We start from the raw sequence: 17,122 nt of genomic DNA on the forward strand, positions 1-17,122 counted from the left end.
TTTGGTTCGTTTCTTTGATTCGCGCCATCCATGGCGCTCACCCCTTCGGGGCCGGCTGCGCCGTTCGCACGCGCTCCTGCGCGTGCAGTGACGCTTATCAAAAGAAATGAACTCGGCCGCGCAGCGGACGAAACGCTTTTGATCTTCAACAAGCAACGACAACAGCAAAACCCAAATGGATCCCAGCTTCCGCTGGGACGACGATCAAGCAAGAAGCTGGATGACCAGCCATTCGGCTGTTAAAAACCCGGCTTCCGCCGGAATGACGAACAACAGCAACAACAAAATGGGTCCCAGCTTGCGCTGGGATGACAGCTACAGCAGGAGCAACATCAAAGTGGATCCCAACTTTCCTTGGGACGACGATCCGAACAAAACACCCTAACCACTCCGCCGCCTGAAAAGCAGGAACGAGATCGTCAGCAACACCAGCGACGGAACCACATAGGCGATGCGGTAATCGAACTTGTACACGCCTGCCAGCGACACGAACTGCGTCTGCAGCAGCCAGAACCCGAGCGCGAACACCATGCCGATGAACAACCGCTTGCCCGCGCCGCCGCTGCGCAAGGTGCCGAACGCGAACGGAATCGCCGCCAGGCACAACGCCAGCACATTGAGCGGATAGAACCACCGCCCCCAATAATGCTGTTCGAACTCGCTGGCATCGAGATTGTTGCGCTGCCGGTACTTGATGCCCTCGCGAAGATCGTGCGAGGTCATGTAACGCGGCCGCGAGATGTTGCGCGCGCTCGCCGCCAGCGCGGCCGCATCGAGCTTCGAGGCCCAGTGTTCTTCCAGGACTTCGGTCTGCGTCACCGAATTGGTTTCAAAATAAGTGCGTTTGACATTGCGCAGCAGCCACCCGCCCTTGCGATGCTCGGCGATATTGACGCGGGCGATCGATTCCAGGCGGCCGTCACCGGCGAACTCGTACAGGCGCACATCCCGCAGCTCCACGCCGCCTTGGGGAAGTTCCCGCCCGTTCTGCGCGTTGAGGAAGGTGTCGCCCTCGCGTGCCCACAAGCCGGAGTATTGCGCCACCGTCATGTCCCTCGATTTCGCCGAAGCCTTCAGGCCATCGGCGCTGCGCTGCCCCCACGGCCCGAGGCTTTCGCCGCTGAGCACCATCAATGCGGTGAGGATGAGCAACGGCGTCGCCACCGAGATGCTCAACCGGCGCCGCGACAATCCCAGCGCGCGCAATGCGGTCAATTCGGAACTCGCCGCCAGCTGCCCGAGCCCCATCAGCGCGCCGATCACCGCCGCGGTCGGGAACATCGTGTAGGCCCGGCGCGGAATCGTGTAGACCATGAACGTGATGGCGTCGAAGAAGCTGTAGTTGCCCTTGCCGACGTCGCCGATTTCATCGACGAGACCGTTGATCACGTCGAGACCGACCAGCACCGTCCAGGTCAGCAGCACGGTGGTGGCTACCGTGCGCGCGACGTACTGGTCATGGATCTTGGGAAACGGCGTCATGCGTGCCGCTCCGCCACCACGCGGCGCAGACGCTTCTTGCGCATCCGCCCGTCCTGCAGGTAGGCCCAGATCGCGAAAGCGAGCAGCGGCACGGTCAGCCACCACAGGCCGAGCGCCAGCGAGACCTTGCCCTTCGACAGCCAGTCGGTGCCCATCCACATCAGGTTGGTACCGACCAGATAGGCCAGGAAGCCGAGCAGCACGCGGCCATAGCGCGACTGCCGCGGCGAACTGCGCGCCAGCGGGATCGCCAGCAGCGCGAAGGCGAGCGCGAGTAGCGGCGGCGTCAGGCGCTGGTGCAGCTGGGCGCCGGCCTGCCGACGCGGATCGCTGAGCAGGGCCACGGTCGACAGCAGTTCCGGATCGTCCTTCTTGGCTTCCTCTTCCGCCGCCGGCAGGCGCACGTCGTTGCTGGCGTAGCGCATCAGCCGGTAGTCGCGGCCGTCAGCGAGCGGGCCTTCGACGCGGAAGCCCTCGTTGAGCTTGAGATAGCGCTCGGTGCCGTCGACCTCGAGATTGCCGGTCAACGCGGTGGTCACATCCAGCCGCTCGTCGGTCTGGCGATAGACGAACACGCGCGACATGCTGCGCCCGTCGGTGGACATGCCGCCGACGTAGACCACACCGTCGCCGCCCGGCAGTTCGATGAAGCGCCCAGGCTCCAGCCCCGCCACCAGCAGGCTGCGGTTGCCGGCCTCGATCAGCTGCTGCGAATAGTTGCGCGCCCACGGCCCGAGCCACATCGAGCACATGCCGATGAAGATCACCATCGGCAGCACCAGCATCATCACCGGCCGCAGCAGGCGCCGCGGGCCGACGCCGATCGAGGCCAGCACCGGCATTTCCGAATCCCGGTACAGGCGGCTCACGCCCAGCAGCAGGCCCAGCATGAGGCCCAGGGGCAGGATCAGCGGCAGGTAGTTCAGCAACTGCAGGCCCAGCTGGGAGAGCATCAGCCCGGCCGCGATCCGCCCGCCGGCGATGTTGCGCAGCACGTCCGCGAAGACCCCGCCGAGGCTGACGATCAACAGCACCACCAGGACCGCGAACGTGGCCTGGGCAAATTCGCGGAACAGGTAGGAGTCGAGCTTCGGCATCAAGACGGTGGGATCTGGCTCTTGGCGGGTGGAATCGATCGGGGCCGGGGCGGTGGCCTGATAGACTTGAGAGTTCGCGACTCGGCCTTCCGGCCGTCCCGTCCTGACGGGGACGGGTAGTATCCCTGTCGAATCGTGAACAGCCGATTGTAAACAATACGACGCCAGCAACACTTCGCCCGAACCAGAGCCCCGAACAAGAGTCATGACCCTTCAATTCACCCTGAACCGCGACACACCGGCCACCGCGGCCACCGACTGCATCGTCGTGGGCGCCTATGGCGACAAGACGCTGACGCCCGCCGCACAGGCCCTGGACAGCGCCAGCGCCGGCCGCCTCGCCGCCCTGATCGAGCGTGGCGACATCGAAGGCAAGACCGGCAAGACCGCGCTGCTGCACGACCTGCCCGGCGTGACCGCGCCACGCGTGCTGGTGGTGGGGCTGGGCGACAAGGCCAAGTTCGGTGTTCCGCAGTACCTCAAGGCCGTGGGCGATGCCGCGCGGGCGCTGAAGTCCGGCCCGGCGCAGCAGGCGCTGTTCACCCTGTCCGAGCTCGACGTCCCCGGCCGCGACAAGGCCTGGAACATCCGTCAGGCCGTGATCACCGCCGCCCACGCCAACTACCGCTACGTCGCCACCCTGGGCGAGAAGAACAAGGCCAGGCACGACGACTCCGGCCTGAAGGGCTTCGCCGTGGCCGGCGACGACGCCACCGCGCTGGCGCAGGGCGAGGCCATCGCCGCGGGCGTGGAATTCGCGCGCGGCCTCGGCAACCTGCCGCCCAACATCTGCACGCCGGCCTATCTCGCCGAGCAGGCGCAGTCCTTCGCCGCCGGGCACGATGGCGCCGAAGCCGAAATCCTCGACGAAGCGCAGATGGAAGCGCTCGGCATGGGCTCGCTGCTGGCGGTCGCGCGCGGCTCGGCCAATCGCCCGCGCCTGATCGTGCTGCGCTGGAATGGTGGCGGCGATGCGAAACCCTATGCCCTCGTCGGCAAGGGCATCACCTTCGACACCGGTGGCGTCAATCTCAAGACGCAGGGCGGCATCGAGGAAATGAAGTACGACATGTGCGGCGGCGCCACCGTCATCGGCAGCTTCGTCGCCGCGGTGAGGATGAAGCTCCCGCTCAATCTGGTCGTGGTGGTGCCGGCGGTGGAGAACGCCATCGACGGCAACGCCTACCGTCCCTCCGACGTGATCACCTCGATGTCCGGCAAGACCATCGAAGTCGGCAACACCGACGCCGAAGGCCGCCTGATCCTGTGCGACGCCCTCACCTACGTGCAGAAGTACGAGCCGCAGGCCATCGTCGACGTCGCCACGCTCACCGGCGCCTGCATGGTCGCGCTCGGCCGCTACGCCTCCGGCCTGATGAGCAAGCACGACGACCTGGCCTCCGAACTGCTCACCGCCGGCGAGAACGTCTTCGACCGCGCCTGGCGCCTGCCGCTGTGGGACGAATACCAGACCATGCTCGAATCCAGCTTCGCCGACGTCTACAACATCGGCGGGCGCTGGGCGGGTGCGATCACCGCCGGCTGCTTCCTCGCGCGCTTCACCGAAGGCCAGCGCTGGGCGCACCTCGACGTCGCCGGCACCGCCAGCGACGAGGGCAAGCGCGGCATGGCCACCGGCCGGCCGGTAGGCTTGCTGACGCAGTGGCTGCTCGACCGCGCGGCGTAACGCCGATCACTGAAGCCAATCACTGACGTCTCGTGCCGCGCGCCGACTTCTACCTGATCGCCAAGCCGCGCTTCCGCGAAGAACCGCTGCGGCTGGTCTGCGAGCTGGCGCGCAAGGCCTACGACGCCAACCACTGGACGCTGGTGCTGGCGCGCGACACGGCACAGGCCGAGGCGCTGGACGACCTGCTGTGGGACATGGGCGACGACACCTACATCCCGCACCAGATCGCCGGCACCGACGAGGAAGACGAGCTCACGCCGGTGCTGATCGCGCCACCCGAGTTCGACGCGCCGCTGCGGCCGCTGGTGATCAACCTGCGCGACGACGCCGTGCAGGACGGCTTCGAGCGTGTGCTGGAAGTGGTGCCTGCCGACGAATCCGCGCGCGGCCCGCTGCGCGAGCGCTGGACGCAGTACAAATCGCGCGGGTTGGAAGTCAACAAGCACGACATGTAGTTTTTGATCTTCCTTCCCCCTCTGGGGGGAAGGTGCCCCGAAGGGGCGGATGAGGGCGGGAAATCACTGACCGGGAAACGCTCCCTGGCCAATCACTCTCCCACGCTCATCCGGCGCTGCGGTTCGGCCGCTCGACGAGCGGCTTCACCCTTCTCCCGGCGGGAGAAGGGAAAAACTAAAGACATCACTTTTTCGAATCCAAGATTCAGCCCTATGCCTCTCGCCCCCGGTTACGACCCGAAAACCTTCGAAACCCGCCTGTACGCCGAGTGGGAAAGCAGCGGCGTCTTCGCGCCGCAAGGCGACGGCCCGGCCTACAGCATCCTGCTGCCGCCGCCGAACGTCACCGGCACCCTGCACATGGGTCACGCCTTCCAGCACACGCTGATGGATGCGCTGGTCCGCTACCACCGCATGCGCGGCTACCGCACGCTGTGGCAGGTGGGCAGCGACCACGCCGGCATCGCCACCGAGATGGTGGTGGCGCGCAACATCGATCGCGAAGGCCTGACCCGCGACGGCCTCGGCCGCGAGAAGTTCATCGAAAAGGTCTGGGAGTGGAAGGCGCAGTCCGGCGACACCATCGAACGGCAGATGCGCCGCCTCGGCGCCTCCGGCGACTGGTCGCGCAGCGTGTTCACGATGGACCCGATGGCGTCGGATGCCGTCACCGAAGCTTTCGTCAGCCTCTATGAAGAAGGATTGATCTATCGCGGACAGCGCCTGGTCAACTGGGATCCGGGGCTGAAGACCGCCATTTCCGACCTGGAAGTCGTCAACGAGGAGGAAGACGGCTTCCTCTGGTCGATCGCCTATCCACTCAGCGACGGTAGCGGCACGCTCACCGTCGCCACCACGCGACCGGAAACCATGCTCGGCGACACCGCGGTGATGGTGCACCCGGAAGACGAACGCTACGCGCATCTTGTCGGCAAGACCGTGCGCCTGCCGCTGACCAACCGCGACATCCCGATCATCTCCGACACCTACGTCGATCGCGAATTCGGCACCGGCGTCGTGAAGGTGACGCCCGCGCACGACTTCAACGACTACGCCGTCGGCCAGCGCCACAGCCTGCCTTTGATCAACATCTTCACGCCGGACGCGAGGATCAAATGGAGCCGCTGGCATGACGGCGCACAGACGAGCCATTCCGAAGTCCAGGAGGACGGCAGCCTTCTGCTCAAGGATGGCGGCACGCTTGGCGCCGATTTCCTGCCTAGCGGCACCGTCGACAACATCCCATCCACATACCGTGGCCTGGACCGATACAAGGCGCGCGAAGCCGTTCTGGCCGATCTCGAAGCGCTCGGCCTGCTGGTTGAGACCAAAGCCCATAAGCTGCAAGTCCCGCGCGGCGATCGCACCAACCAGGTTATCGAGCCGTATCTGACGGACCAATGGTTCGTGAAGATGGATTCGTTCGCCGAACGCGGCCTCGCGCTTGCTGAAAACGGATCGGTGAAATTCGTTCCACCAAACTGGATCAACACCTATCGCCACTGGATGGAAAACATCCAGGACTGGTGCATCAGCCGCCAATTGTGGTGGGGTCATCGCATCCCGGCGTGGTATGACCGGGATGGCTCTGTTTACGTCGCGAGAAACGAAACCGAGTTGCTCGAAAAGAATCCCCATCTTTACGACCCGAGTGCAACGAACAACCTGAGCGTCGTCCGCGACAGCGACGTCCTCGAAACCTGGTTCTCCTCAGCGCTGTGGCCGATCAGCACCATGGGCTGGCCCAACGCGGACACGATGCAGGCACGTGATTTCGATCGTTTCGTGCCCTCCAGCGTGCTCGTCACCGGCTTCGACATCATCTTCTTCTGGGTGGCGCGGATGATCATGATGACCGACCACTTCATGCCGCCGTCGCTGCCCGACACCGCGCGCGTGCCGTTCAAGGACATCTACATCACCGGCCTCGTGCGCGACAAGGACGGGCAGAAGATGTCCAAGTCGAAGGGCAACATCCTCGACCCGCTCGACCTGATCGACGGCATCTCGCTCGACGACCTGCTCGCCAAGCGCACCACCGGCCTGATGAAGCCCAAGGATGCGCCGAAGATCGAGAAGGCCACGCGCAAGGAATTCTCCGATGGCATCCCCGCCTTCGGCGCCGACGCGCTGCGCTTCACTATGGCCGCGCTGGCGGGTCCCGGCCGCGACATCAAGTTCGATCTCGCGCGCTGCGAGGGCTACAAGAATTTCTGCAACAAGCTGTGGAACGCCACGCGTTTCGTGCTGATGAACACCGAAGGATTCACGGCACCCGCAGCCGGCGAAACTCCGACCGTCGCGCCGGTCACGGACGCGGAGCGCTGGATTCTCGCCCGCCTCGCCAAGACCGCCGCCGAGGCCGAAGCGCATTTCACCGCCTACCGCTTCGATCTGCTGGCGCAGAGCCTGTACGAGTTCGCCTGGAACGAGTTCTGCGACTGGTTCGTCGAACTGGCCAAGCCCGCCTTGAATGGCGACGACCCTGCGGCCGCCGACAGCACCCGCCACACGCTGCTGTTCGTGCTTGAACGCGTGCTGTGCCTGCTGCATCCGCTGGTGCCGTTCGTCACCGAGGAGCTGTGGCGACAGGTCGCGCCCAGGCTCGGCATCGACGGGCGCACGATCATGCTGCAGCCTTATCCGCACAGCGCCGATTTCGCCGTGCAGGCCTATGCCGATGCGGAAGCCGACATCGAATGGGTCAAGGCGATGGTCTCGGCGCTGCGCCGCATTCGCAGCGAGCTCGGCGTGTCGCCGACGAAGACGGTCAAGCTGCTGTTGCAGGAAGGCTCGGCGGAGGATGCCGCCCGCATCGCGCGGCATGCGTCGCAGCTGAAGTTCCTCAACCGCCTCGAAAGCATCGATATGGTCGCGGGTGATCCGCCGCCCGCCGCGGCCGCGCTGGTCGGCTCGCTGAAGCTGCTGGTTCCGCTGGAAGGTCTGGTGGACCTCGACGCCGAACGCGCGCGCCTCGACAAGGAGATCAAGCGCGTGCAGAGCGAGCTGGCGAAATCGCAAGGAAAACTCGCCAGCGACACCTTCGTGCAGAACGCGCCTGTGGCCGTCGTGGAGCAGGAGCGCAAGCGCCTGGCTGACTGGACCGCCCAACTCGAGACACTGACGGCCCAGCGCGCGCGGCTTTGAATTCCGCCCCCAAGCGGAAAGTCTCTTGGAGCAACCGACAATGAGCCGTCATCCCGGCGAAAGCCGGGATCCAGCTTTGGTTCTCGAAAACATCATCTGCCAGATGAAGGATCGGATCCCGGCTTTCGCCGGGATGACAAGCCTGTTACGCGCGTTTCAATCGCGCTCAATCCTCGCTCAGCAATTCCTTCGCCATCACGATCGCATCCTCCCTGCCAAACTTGGCAGGGTAATAGCGCGGCCGTCGCCCGATCTCGTTGAAGCCTTCATCGTGATACAGCGCGATGGCGTGCGGATTCGAAGGCCGTACTTCGAGAAAGATGCGCTGCGCGCCGAAACCACGCGCGTTATTCATCAACGCCCGCAGCAGCTTGCGGCCATGCCCGCGACTCTGCGCCAGCGGATCGACACACACATTGAGCACGTGTGCCTCATCGGCGGCCACACTGAGCACGCCGTAGCCGATGATCCGGCCCTCGCTCTGCCGGCCTTCACCCAGCATGACCCACGCCGGATACTCGGCACGCAGGCAGTCGCGAAAAATGCCCTGGGTCCACGGGAAGGGATAGGCGCGGCGCTCGATCTCCATCACGGCATCGAGATCCGCCTCGCGCATCGGCCGCAGACTGCCGGCCGGCGCCGCTCCGGCTTCTTGCGTGGTGACCGCGCTCATGCCGGCGACCGTCCTCGCAACGCGCGCAAGCGCGGCCACAGCGCGCGTTTGGCGGATGCGTTGCGCAGGCGCGCGGCCGGCCCCCATTCGCGGCACAGCGCAATGGCGTCGGCGGCATCGCGATCACGGCCGGCGGCACGCAACAAGGCCAGCAGCAGCGCATCCTCGGGAAGCATCTCTTCTGATGCCTGCGCTTGCGGCGAAGCCGTGAAATACAACGTATGGCCCAAGGCCTCCAGCACTTCGCGCTGCAACGGATCCCAACTCATGCGCTTGCATCCGTGGTATCGACCGGCAAACGCCGCCGCTTGAACCACAGCAGCGGCCCGGACAGTGCGTACAGCACCGTCGCCGTCAACAGCGTCTTGGGCGGATCGATCACCAGTGCGATCAACACCGCCACCACCAGCAGCAACGCGAAGAACGGCACGCGATCGGATTTCGCCCCGCGCCCGCCCTTGAAGCTGTTGTAGCGGATGCCGCTGACCATCAGCAGGCCGGCGAGGACGGTGACGACGAGCGCGACGTATCGCATCTCGTCGCCGCTCAGGTCGAGATCGTGGAACGTCCACACGAAGCTCGCCATCAGCCCCGCCGCCGCCGGGCTGGCCAGGCCGATGAACCAGCGCTTGTCGACCTTGCCCACCTGGCTGTTGAAGCGCGCCAGCCGAAGCGCGGCGCAGGCCGCGTACAGGAACGCCGCCAGCCAGCCGATCCGGCCGATGGTGATGCCGTCGAGCTTCAGCGACATCAGCGCCCAGTGGTACATCACCAGCGCCGGCGCCATGCCGAAGCTCACCAGATCGGCGAGCGAGTCGTACTGCACGCCGAACTCGCTCTGGGTATTGGTCAGGCGCGCCACGCGCCCGTCCAGCCCGTCGAGAATGGCGGCGATGAAAATGGCCACGCAGGCGGCCTCGATCCGCCCCTGCGAGGCGGCGATGATCGCGAAGAAACCGCCGAACAGGCCACCGGTGGTGAACAGGTTGGGCAGCAGGTAAATGCCGCGGCCGCGCGGACGTTGCAGGGGCTGGTCATCCATGGCGGGCAGTTTAGCGAGCCGCGCCGCGGCGCGCTCGCATGGCCCTCGACGCGGGCATCGGGCGGGCAAATGGCGGTTCTCCCGGCACACAATGCGAGAACCCGGCCCGCGACCAGCGTCACGCGATCCGGCTTCCGGGCTTGCAGCCGCCACCGCACGGTGCTGCAATCGCCCCGCCCTCCTTGCGCAGCAGGTTCCGCATGCCCCGTAAACCGTTCCTTTCCCTGTTCGGCCAGGCGCTCCTGCTTCCGGCCCTCGCCGCCATCTCCCTGTCCGCCTCGGGCCAGGAGGTTTATCAGTGGAAGGACGACAAGGGCGTCACCCATTATTCGGAAACCCCGCCGGCGAACGCGCAGTACCAGCAGCAGAAAATCCGGCATGACGACGTCGCCGCCCCTGCTCCCAAGGCGACGGAAACCGCATCGAAAACCGTCGCCGGCGACGCCAAGCCCAGCGGCGGTGAAAATCCGCAATGCGCGGCGGCGCGCAAGAACATCAAGATGCTGGAAGACAAGAACGACGTGCAGCGGGACACCGACGGCGATGGCAAGGCCGACAAGACCCTCACCGCCGAGGAGCGCGGCAATCAGCTGGAACTGGCGCGCGCCACGTTGAAGGCAAACTGCCCGTCGTAAGCCGGAACGCGTTCTTCGGGCCCTTTGCGGCCTGAAACCCCTGAAACTCCCGCCGCGTCGCACCGACGCGGCCCGATGCCGTGGCAGAATGGCGGACCCTCCCGCCCATTCCGACCGCCCCGCATGCGTCTGTCGCAGTTCCACCTCCGCACCGAAAAGGAAACCCCCGCCGATGCCGAGATCGTCAGCCACAAGCTGATGCTCAAGGCCGGCATGCTGCGCAAGCTCGCCGCCGGCATCTACACTTGGTCGCCGCTGGGCCTGCGCGTGCTGCGCAAGGTGGAAGCGGTCGTGCGCGAGGAAATGAATCGCGCCGGCGCGATCGAAGTGCTGATGCCGACGATCCAACCCAAGGAACTGTGGGAAGAAACCGGCCGCTGGCAGCGCTATGGCAACACCTTGCTGCAGCTGAAGGATCGCAAGGAACAGGAATTCTGCTACGCGCCGACGGCCGAGGAAGTCATCACCGATTTCGCACGCAACGAACTGGTCAGCTACAAGCAGCTGCCGGTGAATTTCTACCAGATCAACACCAAGTTCCGCGATGAGCTGCGTCCGCGCTTCGGCGTGATGCGTGCGCGCGAGTTCATCATGAAGGACGCCTATTCCTTCCACCTCAGCGATGAGGACCTGGCGCGCGAATACCGCAACATGCACGAGGCCTATTCGCGCATCCTCACGCGCCTCGGCTTGCGCTTCCGCGCCGTGCGCGCCGACAGCGGCGAGATCGGCGGCGACACCAGCCAGGAATTCCAGGTGATCGCCGACTCCGGCGAGGACGCGATCGTCTTTTCCGACAGTTCCGATTACGCGGCGAACGTCGAAGCGGCCGAGGCACTGCCGCCGGGCCCGCGCGCGGCGGCCACCGAGGAATTGCGCAAGGTGTCCACGCCCACGCAGAAAACCTGCGAGGACGTCGCCGCCCTGCTCGGCCTGCCGCTCTCGCGCACCGTCAAATCGGTCGCCTTGATCGGCCGAGACGGCTTCGTGCTGGCGCTGGTGCGCGGCGACCACGTCGTCAACGAGATCAAGCTGGCGAAGGTGGATGGCCTCGCCGATTATCGTCTGGCGACGGAAGCGGAAATCCTCGAAGTACTCGGGGCCGAACCCGGTTTCCTGGGCCCTGTGAAACCGCGCGGGAAAATCTTCGTGATCGCCGATCGCGAAGTCGCGGCGATGGCCGACATGATCGTTGGCGCCAACGAGGCCGGCTTCCATTTGACCGGCGTCAACTGGGGTCGCGATCTGCCCGAGCCGGATGTGGTCGCCGATATCCGCAACGCCGTCGCCGGCGATGCCTCGCCCGATGGACGCGGCACGCTCGCGATCGCGCGCGGCATCGAGGTCGGCCATATTTTCCAGCTCGGCCGCAAATATTCCGAAGCCATGCAGGCCACCGTGCTCGACGAGCAGGGACGCGCCCAGCCGCTGGCGATGGGCTGCTACGGCATCGGCGTCACGCGCATCGTCGCCGCGGCCATCGAGCAGAACCACGACGACGCCGGCATCGTCTGGCCGCAGCCGATGGCGCCGTGGCAGGTGGCGGTGTGCGTGATCAATCCGAAACAGGATGCGACGGTCGCCGCCGCGGCCGAGGCGCTGTATGCGGAATTGCAGTCCGCCGGTATCGATGCCGTGCTCGATGATCGCGGCCTGCGCCCTGGCGCGATGTTCGCCGATATCGAGCTGATCGGCATCCCGCATCGGGTCGTGGTATCCGAACGGGCACTAGCTGCCGGCACGTTCGAATATCGCGCACGCAACATCGCGGAAACGGAAAACATCTCGCGAGAGACCTTGATTTCACGTTTGCGCGCGCCCTCCCCGGCCTGATTTTCAATACTGGCTTTCGACGCTGTTTCTCGATTCTGGCTGGCATTTCTTCCATTTGTTAAGAAACGGCTACGCGTGAAATCGCGTGGCCGCATTCCTATTGGCATTTTTATATTCCCCCGGGATTTGTTAGGCTGAATCTTTCCAACGCCACGGAACGGCGCCCTTCAGCCGATAATCCGGAGTTAATTGATGTCGATTGATTTGAATGGCCTTTCCGCCAAAGAACTTGATTCGCTGATTTCGCAAGCCAAGAAGCGCAAGACCACGCTCAAGAAGCGCAAGCCCGTCGCCACGGTGCGTGCCAGGCTCATCGCCGCGGTCGCCGCCGAGGGTTACACCATCGCCGAATTGTTCGGTGGCGTCGCCAAGAAATCCGCCGGACGTCCGGCCAAGGCCGCTACCGCGCGTAAGGGCCGCAAGCTCGGCAAGGTCGCGCCGAAATACCGTAATCCCGGCAATCCCAAGGAAACCTGGACCGGTCGCGGCAAGCAGCCGCTCTGGATGGCAGCGCTGGTGAAGAAAGGCAAGAAGCCCGAAGATTTCCTGATCAAGAAGTGATCGGGCCACTGCAACAAAAAGAAACGCCGGCGCATGCCGGCGTTTTTTATTTTGGTTTCGCGAAATGAATCCGCTTACAGATTCCGCCGCGCCGGCAACAGCAGATTGCCAAACAGCAATCCCGCCACCAACGCCAACAGGATATTGAGCACGGTCAGCGCGGCTTCCTGCCCTGCCGCGAGATCCTGCTGCTGCACCGACGTCAGCAGGCTGCGCACGCTGGTGCTGCCGGGCACCAGCAGGATGATGCCGGGCACGCGCACCACCGCGCCCGGACGCTTGATCCAGCGCGCATAACCGTTGCCGGCCGCGGTCAACAGCATCGCCGACAGGAAAATCCCGACCGGACTGCCCCACGCCTCGCCAGCCAGACGCGAAATCAGATACCCCGAGGCCGCCGACAACATCACCACCGGATAATCGCGGCGATTGGCACGGAAGAGCACCGCGAAGGCGAACGACGCCGACAGCAACGCGCCCCACTCCACCCAATCCGGCTGCGGACGCGACGCGCGCACCTGCGGCGCGATGTCGAGCATCTGCGCCACGGTCATCGCAATCATGGTGCCGACGGTCAGCTTGAGCATCGTGCTCACCGCGCCGGCGAAGCGCGAGGTGCCCGAGACCAGATGCTGGCTGGTGAGTTCGTTCACCGCATTGGTCAGCGCCATGCCGGGCATGAGCACGATCAGCGATGCGATCACCACGGTATTGAGATTGAGCGGCCCGACGAAGCTGGCGACGGCGACCGCGACGGTGGCCGCGATCATCGCGGCGAGCGCGTCGCTGGCCTCGCGCAGGCGCGGGCGTCGCGGCGAGAGCCATTCGATCAAACCGACCAGCACGCCGATCAGTCCGGCCGTGGCGATGTCGAGCCAGGGCAGGCGCAGCAAGCCGGCCACGCTGGCCGAGGACAGGCCGAATCCCAACACCCGCAGGGCCACGCCGCGCCAGCCCGGCGGGCGATCGAGCGCGCGCAGCGCCGCATGCCCTTCGGCGAGGCCAATCCTGCCGGCCATCACGTCCTCGGCGATGCGATCGGCCTCGCACAGCTTGTAGAGATCGGTTTCGCCGGGCGGGACGCGGATCACGCGCGTGGTGTCGCTGTCGCCCGGCGGGCGGCTCGGATCGCTGAAGGCCAGGATCATGCCGGTCGGGTTCACCCAGGGCTCGCACTCCAGCCCCAGCGTCTGCGCCACCGCCACGATCGCGCCCTCCAGACGCTGCGCGGTGGTGCCGTAGCTGTGCAGGCGCTCGGCCAGCTCGGCCACGAAGGCGATGCGGGCGGCGTAGCCGATGGTCGTGGGAAAGGCCTGGCGCATGGAGCGGGACAAGGGAAGCGATATTGCCGGGAAGAACCCGGCGGAGGGAAGGCGGCAATGCAGGCGCACCGTCGCGCGCTGCGCATTCTACGGTCCGGGCATCGCCCGCCCACGGGATTTGGCCGCTCCAGGGCCACGCCAACGGGTCGCGGGGCATGATGCGTTCATAAAACCCCGGCCTTCGGCATTGGTTAGTCTGTATCCTCCGCCGGCAGCGCCCTTGCCGGCTCGCCCACAACGCCTCTTCCATTCCTTCGAATGAGTGTCGCCGCGCCCCAAACTCCCAGCATCTCCGTCGATCCCAACGATGACGGCCGCCTGCGCCTGGGCGGGCACTGGACCCTCGACACGGCCGAGCACGTGGCCGAGGTCCTGCGCAGCAAGCAGGCCGGCGAAGTGACGTCGGTGGATGCTAGCGCCGTCGAACGGCTGGATTCGGCCGGAGTGCTGCAGCTGCTGCGGTTCGCGGGCCGCTGCGGGCTCGATTACGGCGCTTTCACCTTCCGCGAGGACCATCACGCCCTGGTCGCCGCGATCGAGGACGTCGCCGACGAGCGTCCCAAGCGCAAGCGCGAATACGGTGTCGCCGCGGCACTGGCGCGGCTTGGCCGTGCCGTCAGCGGCAACTGGGACGAGATCATCGCGCTCGTCAGCTTCCTCGGCGAGAACCTGGTCAAGCTCGGCCGCGTCCTCGTGCAGCCGCGCCGGCTGCGCCTGACCGCCACCGTGCATCACATGGAACAGGTCGGCCTGGACGCGGTGCCGCTGGTGGCCCTGCTGTCGTATCTGGTGGGCGCCGTCATCGCCTTCCTCGGCGCCACCATCCTCGCCAACTTCGGCGCCACGATCCTGGTGGTGGAACTGGTCAACATCGCCTTCCTGCGCGAGTTCGGCGTGCTGCTCACCGCGATCCTGCTCGCCGGCCGCACCGCCAGCGCCTTCACCGCGCAGATCGGCGCGATGGTGAGCCGCGAGGAAGTCGACGCGATCCGCACGCTCGGCCTCGACCCGATCGACCTGCTGGTGATCCCGCGCGTGCTCGCGCTGCTGATCATGCTGCCGCTGCTCACCTTCATCGCGATGATCGCGGGCCTGCTGGGCGGCATCTCGGTCGGCGCCTTCAGCCTCGACATCCCGCCGCAGGCCTACTACGCCCGCATGCACGACACCATCGAACTGCGCCACGTGCTGGTCGGGATGTCGAAAGCGCCGATCTTCGCCATCGTGATCGGCCTGATCGGCTGCCTGGAAGGCCTGCAGGTGGAAGGCACCGCGCAATCGGTGGGCGAACGCACCACCTCCAGCGTGGTGCAGACGATTTCGCTGGTGATCGTGATCGACGCGCTGGCGGCGATCTGGTTCATGCACATGGACTGGTGACGATGACCGATCCGAGCATGCCCACGAAGCAGACACCCGCCGCGGACGACGCGCCGATCATCCGCGTGCGCGGCCTGGTCAACCGTTTCGGCGAGCAGACCGTGCACGAGGATCTCGATCTCGATGTCCGGCGCGGCGAGATCCTCGGCGTCGTCGGCGGCTCGGGCACCGGCAAATCGGTGCTGATGCGTTCGATCCTCGGCCTGCGCCATCCCGATGCCGGCCAGATCGAAGTGCTCGGCGTCGACGCGCGCGCCGACGACAGCAAGATCCGCCGGCACATCGAGCGCAACACCGGCGTGCTGTTCCAGGACGGCGCGCTGTTCTCGTCGCTGACGGTCGGCGAAAACGTGCAGGTGCCGCTCAAGGAATACCACGGCCAGTTGCCCGACAGCTGGCATTACGAACTCGCGCTGCTGAAGGTGAAACTCGCCGGCCTGCCCGCCGATGCGATCGACAAGCTGCCCTCGCAGCTCTCCGGCGGCATGCGCAAGCGCGCGGGCCTGGCGCGCGCGCTGGCGATGGACCCGCCGCTGCTGTTCCTCGACGAACCCACGGCCGGCCTCGACCCGATCGGCGCGGCCGCCTTCGACCATCTGATCCGCACCTTGCAACAAGCCCTTGGATTGACCGTTTTCCTGATCACCCACGATCTCGACACCTTGTACGCTATCTGCGACCGCATCGCGGTGCTGGCAGACAGGCGTGTGATCGCTGTCGGCCCGGTCGCGGAACTGGAGCGTCTCGACCATCCCTGGGTGCAGGAATATTTCAACGGCCCACGCGGGCGCGCAGCGCGCGACGCCAAGGCCGCCGCCACGAGAGAGCTCTGAGAAGGCCCGTCATGGAAACAAAAGCCAACTACGTCCTGATCGGCGCGTTCACCATCCTGGTGTCGCTGTTCCTGCTCGGCTTCGGCCTGTGGGCGGCGAAGTACTCCTCGGAAAAAAGCTGGCGCGAGTACGACGTGGTCTTCCACGAGCCCGTCACCGGCCTCACCCAGGGCAGCAGCGTGCAGTACAACGGCATCGCCATCGGCACGGTCGACAACCTGCAACTGGCGCCAAACGATCCACGCGCGGTGGTGGCGCGCCTGAAGCTGCAGGCATCGGCGCCGATCAAGACCGACACGCGCGCCAAGCTGTCGCTGACCAGCGTCACCGGCCCACCGATCATCCAGCTCACCGGCGGCGATCCACGCAGCCCGCCGCTGCGCGAAATGCCCGGCCACGACGTGCCGATCATCCTCACCCAGCCGTCTGCGCTGCAGAACATCGCCGACACCGCCAACCGGCTGTTCGAGCGGCTGGACACGATGCTGAGCGATGAAAACGTCGCGCGCGTTTCCAGGACACTCGACCACATCGAAACGATGACCGGCTCCGTGTCCGAACGGCGCGAGGACCTGGGCGCGCTGATCGTCAACGCGCGCAAGGCCACCGAGCAGTTGAACACCACGCTCGACGGCACCAATCGCGCCATTTCCGATCTCGATCGCGAGCTGGTGAAGAAGCTGCCCGCGCTGATCACCAAGCTCGACAGCACGCTCAACCGGCTCGATTCCGCGGCCGGCGGCGCCGACAAGATCCTCAACGAGAACCGCGCCGCCATCAGCAGCTTCGCCAACGACGGCCTGTCGCAACTGGGGCCGACGCTGGGCGAACTACGCACACTGATCCGCGACCTGCGCCGCATCAGCGACCGCCTCGATGCCAGCCCGGCACGCTATCTGCTGGGACGCGACGCACCCAAGGAGTTCGAGCCGAAATGAAGACGCCGGAAACCCTGTTTCGCTTCCCGAAGCC

At 65.7% G+C, this 17,122-nt stretch carries 15 protein-coding genes and 1 pseudogene; 10 read left to right on the forward strand and 6 right to left on the reverse strand.

Annotated elements, in window-relative coordinates; genetic code table 11:
* Positions 1-175 precede the first annotated feature (175 nt).
* Positions 176-385 (forward strand): hypothetical protein, encoded by a 210-nt coding sequence (locus AC1RNP_RS10260; protein WP_493051152.1) that lies wholly within the window; start codon positions 176-178, stop codon positions 383-385.
* Here the strand turns inward: AC1RNP_RS10260 and lptG are convergent.
* Positions 382-1,482, reverse strand: coding sequence for an LPS export ABC transporter permease LptG (gene lptG / locus AC1RNP_RS10265; protein ID WP_493051153.1), 1,101 nt, complete (start codon positions 1,480-1,482; stop codon positions 382-384). The genes AC1RNP_RS10260 and lptG overlap by 4 nt on opposite strands.
* Complete coding sequence (lptF, locus tag AC1RNP_RS10270) at positions 1,479-2,579, reverse strand: LPS export ABC transporter permease LptF (RefSeq protein WP_493051154.1); 1,101 nt, start codon at positions 2,577-2,579, stop codon at positions 1,479-1,481. The genes lptG and lptF overlap by 4 nt, the downstream gene beginning before the upstream one ends.
* A gap of 205 nt (positions 2,580-2,784) precedes the next feature.
* On the opposite strand from lptF, the gene AC1RNP_RS10275 reads away from it, so the two are divergent.
* From AC1RNP_RS10275 to AC1RNP_RS10285, 3 genes are all read left to right on the forward strand, one after another.
* Positions 2,785-4,266 (forward strand): leucyl aminopeptidase, encoded by a 1,482-nt coding sequence (locus AC1RNP_RS10275; protein ID WP_493051155.1) that lies wholly within the window; start codon positions 2,785-2,787, stop codon positions 4,264-4,266.
* 32 nt (positions 4,267-4,298) lie between these two features.
* On the forward strand, positions 4,299-4,724 hold the full coding sequence (locus tag AC1RNP_RS10280; protein ID WP_493051156.1) for a DNA polymerase III subunit chi: 426 nt from the start codon (positions 4,299-4,301) through the stop codon (positions 4,722-4,724).
* A gap of 213 nt (positions 4,725-4,937) precedes the next feature.
* Complete coding sequence (locus tag AC1RNP_RS10285) at positions 4,938-7,871, forward strand: valine--tRNA ligase (RefSeq protein ID WP_493051157.1); 2,934 nt, start codon at positions 4,938-4,940, stop codon at positions 7,869-7,871.
* 166 nt (positions 7,872-8,037) lie between these two features.
* On the opposite strand, the gene rimI is transcribed toward AC1RNP_RS10285, so the two are convergent.
* The 3 genes from rimI to pssA are packed head-to-tail and all read right to left on the reverse strand — an operon-like array spanning position 8,038 to position 9,586.
* A complete protein-coding gene (gene rimI, locus AC1RNP_RS10290) occupies positions 8,038-8,544 on the reverse strand; it encodes a ribosomal protein S18-alanine N-acetyltransferase (RefSeq protein ID WP_493051158.1) in 507 nt (168 codons plus the stop codon).
* Positions 8,541-8,813 (reverse strand): hypothetical protein, encoded by a 273-nt coding sequence (locus AC1RNP_RS10295; RefSeq protein ID WP_493051159.1) that lies wholly within the window; start codon positions 8,811-8,813, stop codon positions 8,541-8,543. Before AC1RNP_RS10295 ends, rimI begins: the two co-directional genes overlap by 4 nt.
* Positions 8,810-9,586 carry a CDP-diacylglycerol--serine O-phosphatidyltransferase gene (gene pssA / locus AC1RNP_RS10300; protein WP_493051160.1) on the reverse strand — a complete coding sequence of 259 codons (777 nt, stop codon included), beginning with the start codon at positions 9,584-9,586 and terminating at the stop codon, positions 8,810-8,812. Before pssA ends, AC1RNP_RS10295 begins: the two co-directional genes overlap by 4 nt.
* Before the next feature lie 38 nt (positions 9,587-9,624).
* Between pssA and AC1RNP_RS10305 the strand changes: the two genes are divergently transcribed.
* From AC1RNP_RS10305 to AC1RNP_RS10315, 3 genes and pseudogenes are all read left to right on the forward strand, one after another.
* Entirely contained in the window at positions 9,625-10,221 is a 597-nt protein-coding gene (locus AC1RNP_RS10305) for a DUF4124 domain-containing protein (protein WP_493051161.1), read from the forward strand.
* Between the two features lie 123 nt (positions 10,222-10,344).
* On the forward strand, positions 10,345-12,054 hold the full coding sequence (locus AC1RNP_RS10310) for a proline--tRNA ligase (RefSeq protein ID WP_493051162.1): 1,710 nt from the start codon (positions 10,345-10,347) through the stop codon (positions 12,052-12,054).
* Positions 12,055-12,246: 192 nt separating this feature from the next.
* Positions 12,247-12,612: pseudogene (locus tag AC1RNP_RS10315) on the forward strand (H-NS histone family protein); the annotation flags it as partial.
* A 77-nt stretch (positions 12,613-12,689) separates the two neighbouring features.
* Here the strand turns inward: AC1RNP_RS10315 and AC1RNP_RS10320 are convergent.
* Complete coding sequence (locus AC1RNP_RS10320; protein ID WP_493051163.1) at positions 12,690-13,937, reverse strand: threonine/serine exporter family protein; 1,248 nt, start codon at positions 13,935-13,937, stop codon at positions 12,690-12,692.
* 258 nt (positions 13,938-14,195) lie between these two features.
* On the opposite strand from AC1RNP_RS10320, the gene AC1RNP_RS10325 reads away from it, so the two are divergent.
* Genes AC1RNP_RS10325 through AC1RNP_RS10335 form a run of 3 tightly spaced genes read left to right on the forward strand, consistent with a single transcriptional unit; the run spans position 14,196 to position 17,088 of the window.
* Complete coding sequence (locus tag AC1RNP_RS10325) at positions 14,196-15,317, forward strand: ABC transporter permease (RefSeq protein WP_493051164.1); 1,122 nt, start codon at positions 14,196-14,198, stop codon at positions 15,315-15,317.
* A gap of 2 nt (positions 15,318-15,319) precedes the next feature.
* Complete coding sequence (locus tag AC1RNP_RS10330) at positions 15,320-16,150, forward strand: ABC transporter ATP-binding protein (protein WP_493051165.1); 831 nt, start codon at positions 15,320-15,322, stop codon at positions 16,148-16,150.
* An 11-nt stretch (positions 16,151-16,161) separates the two neighbouring features.
* The gene (locus tag AC1RNP_RS10335) at positions 16,162-17,088 is read left to right on the forward strand and encodes an MlaD family protein (RefSeq protein WP_493051166.1); all 927 of its coding nucleotides are present in this window, start codon (positions 16,162-16,164) and stop codon (positions 17,086-17,088) included.
* Positions 17,089-17,122: the final 34 nt, after the last annotated feature.

The sequence above is a fragment of the Luteimonas sp. GW821-FHT14E02 genome (genome assembly GCF_058803905.1).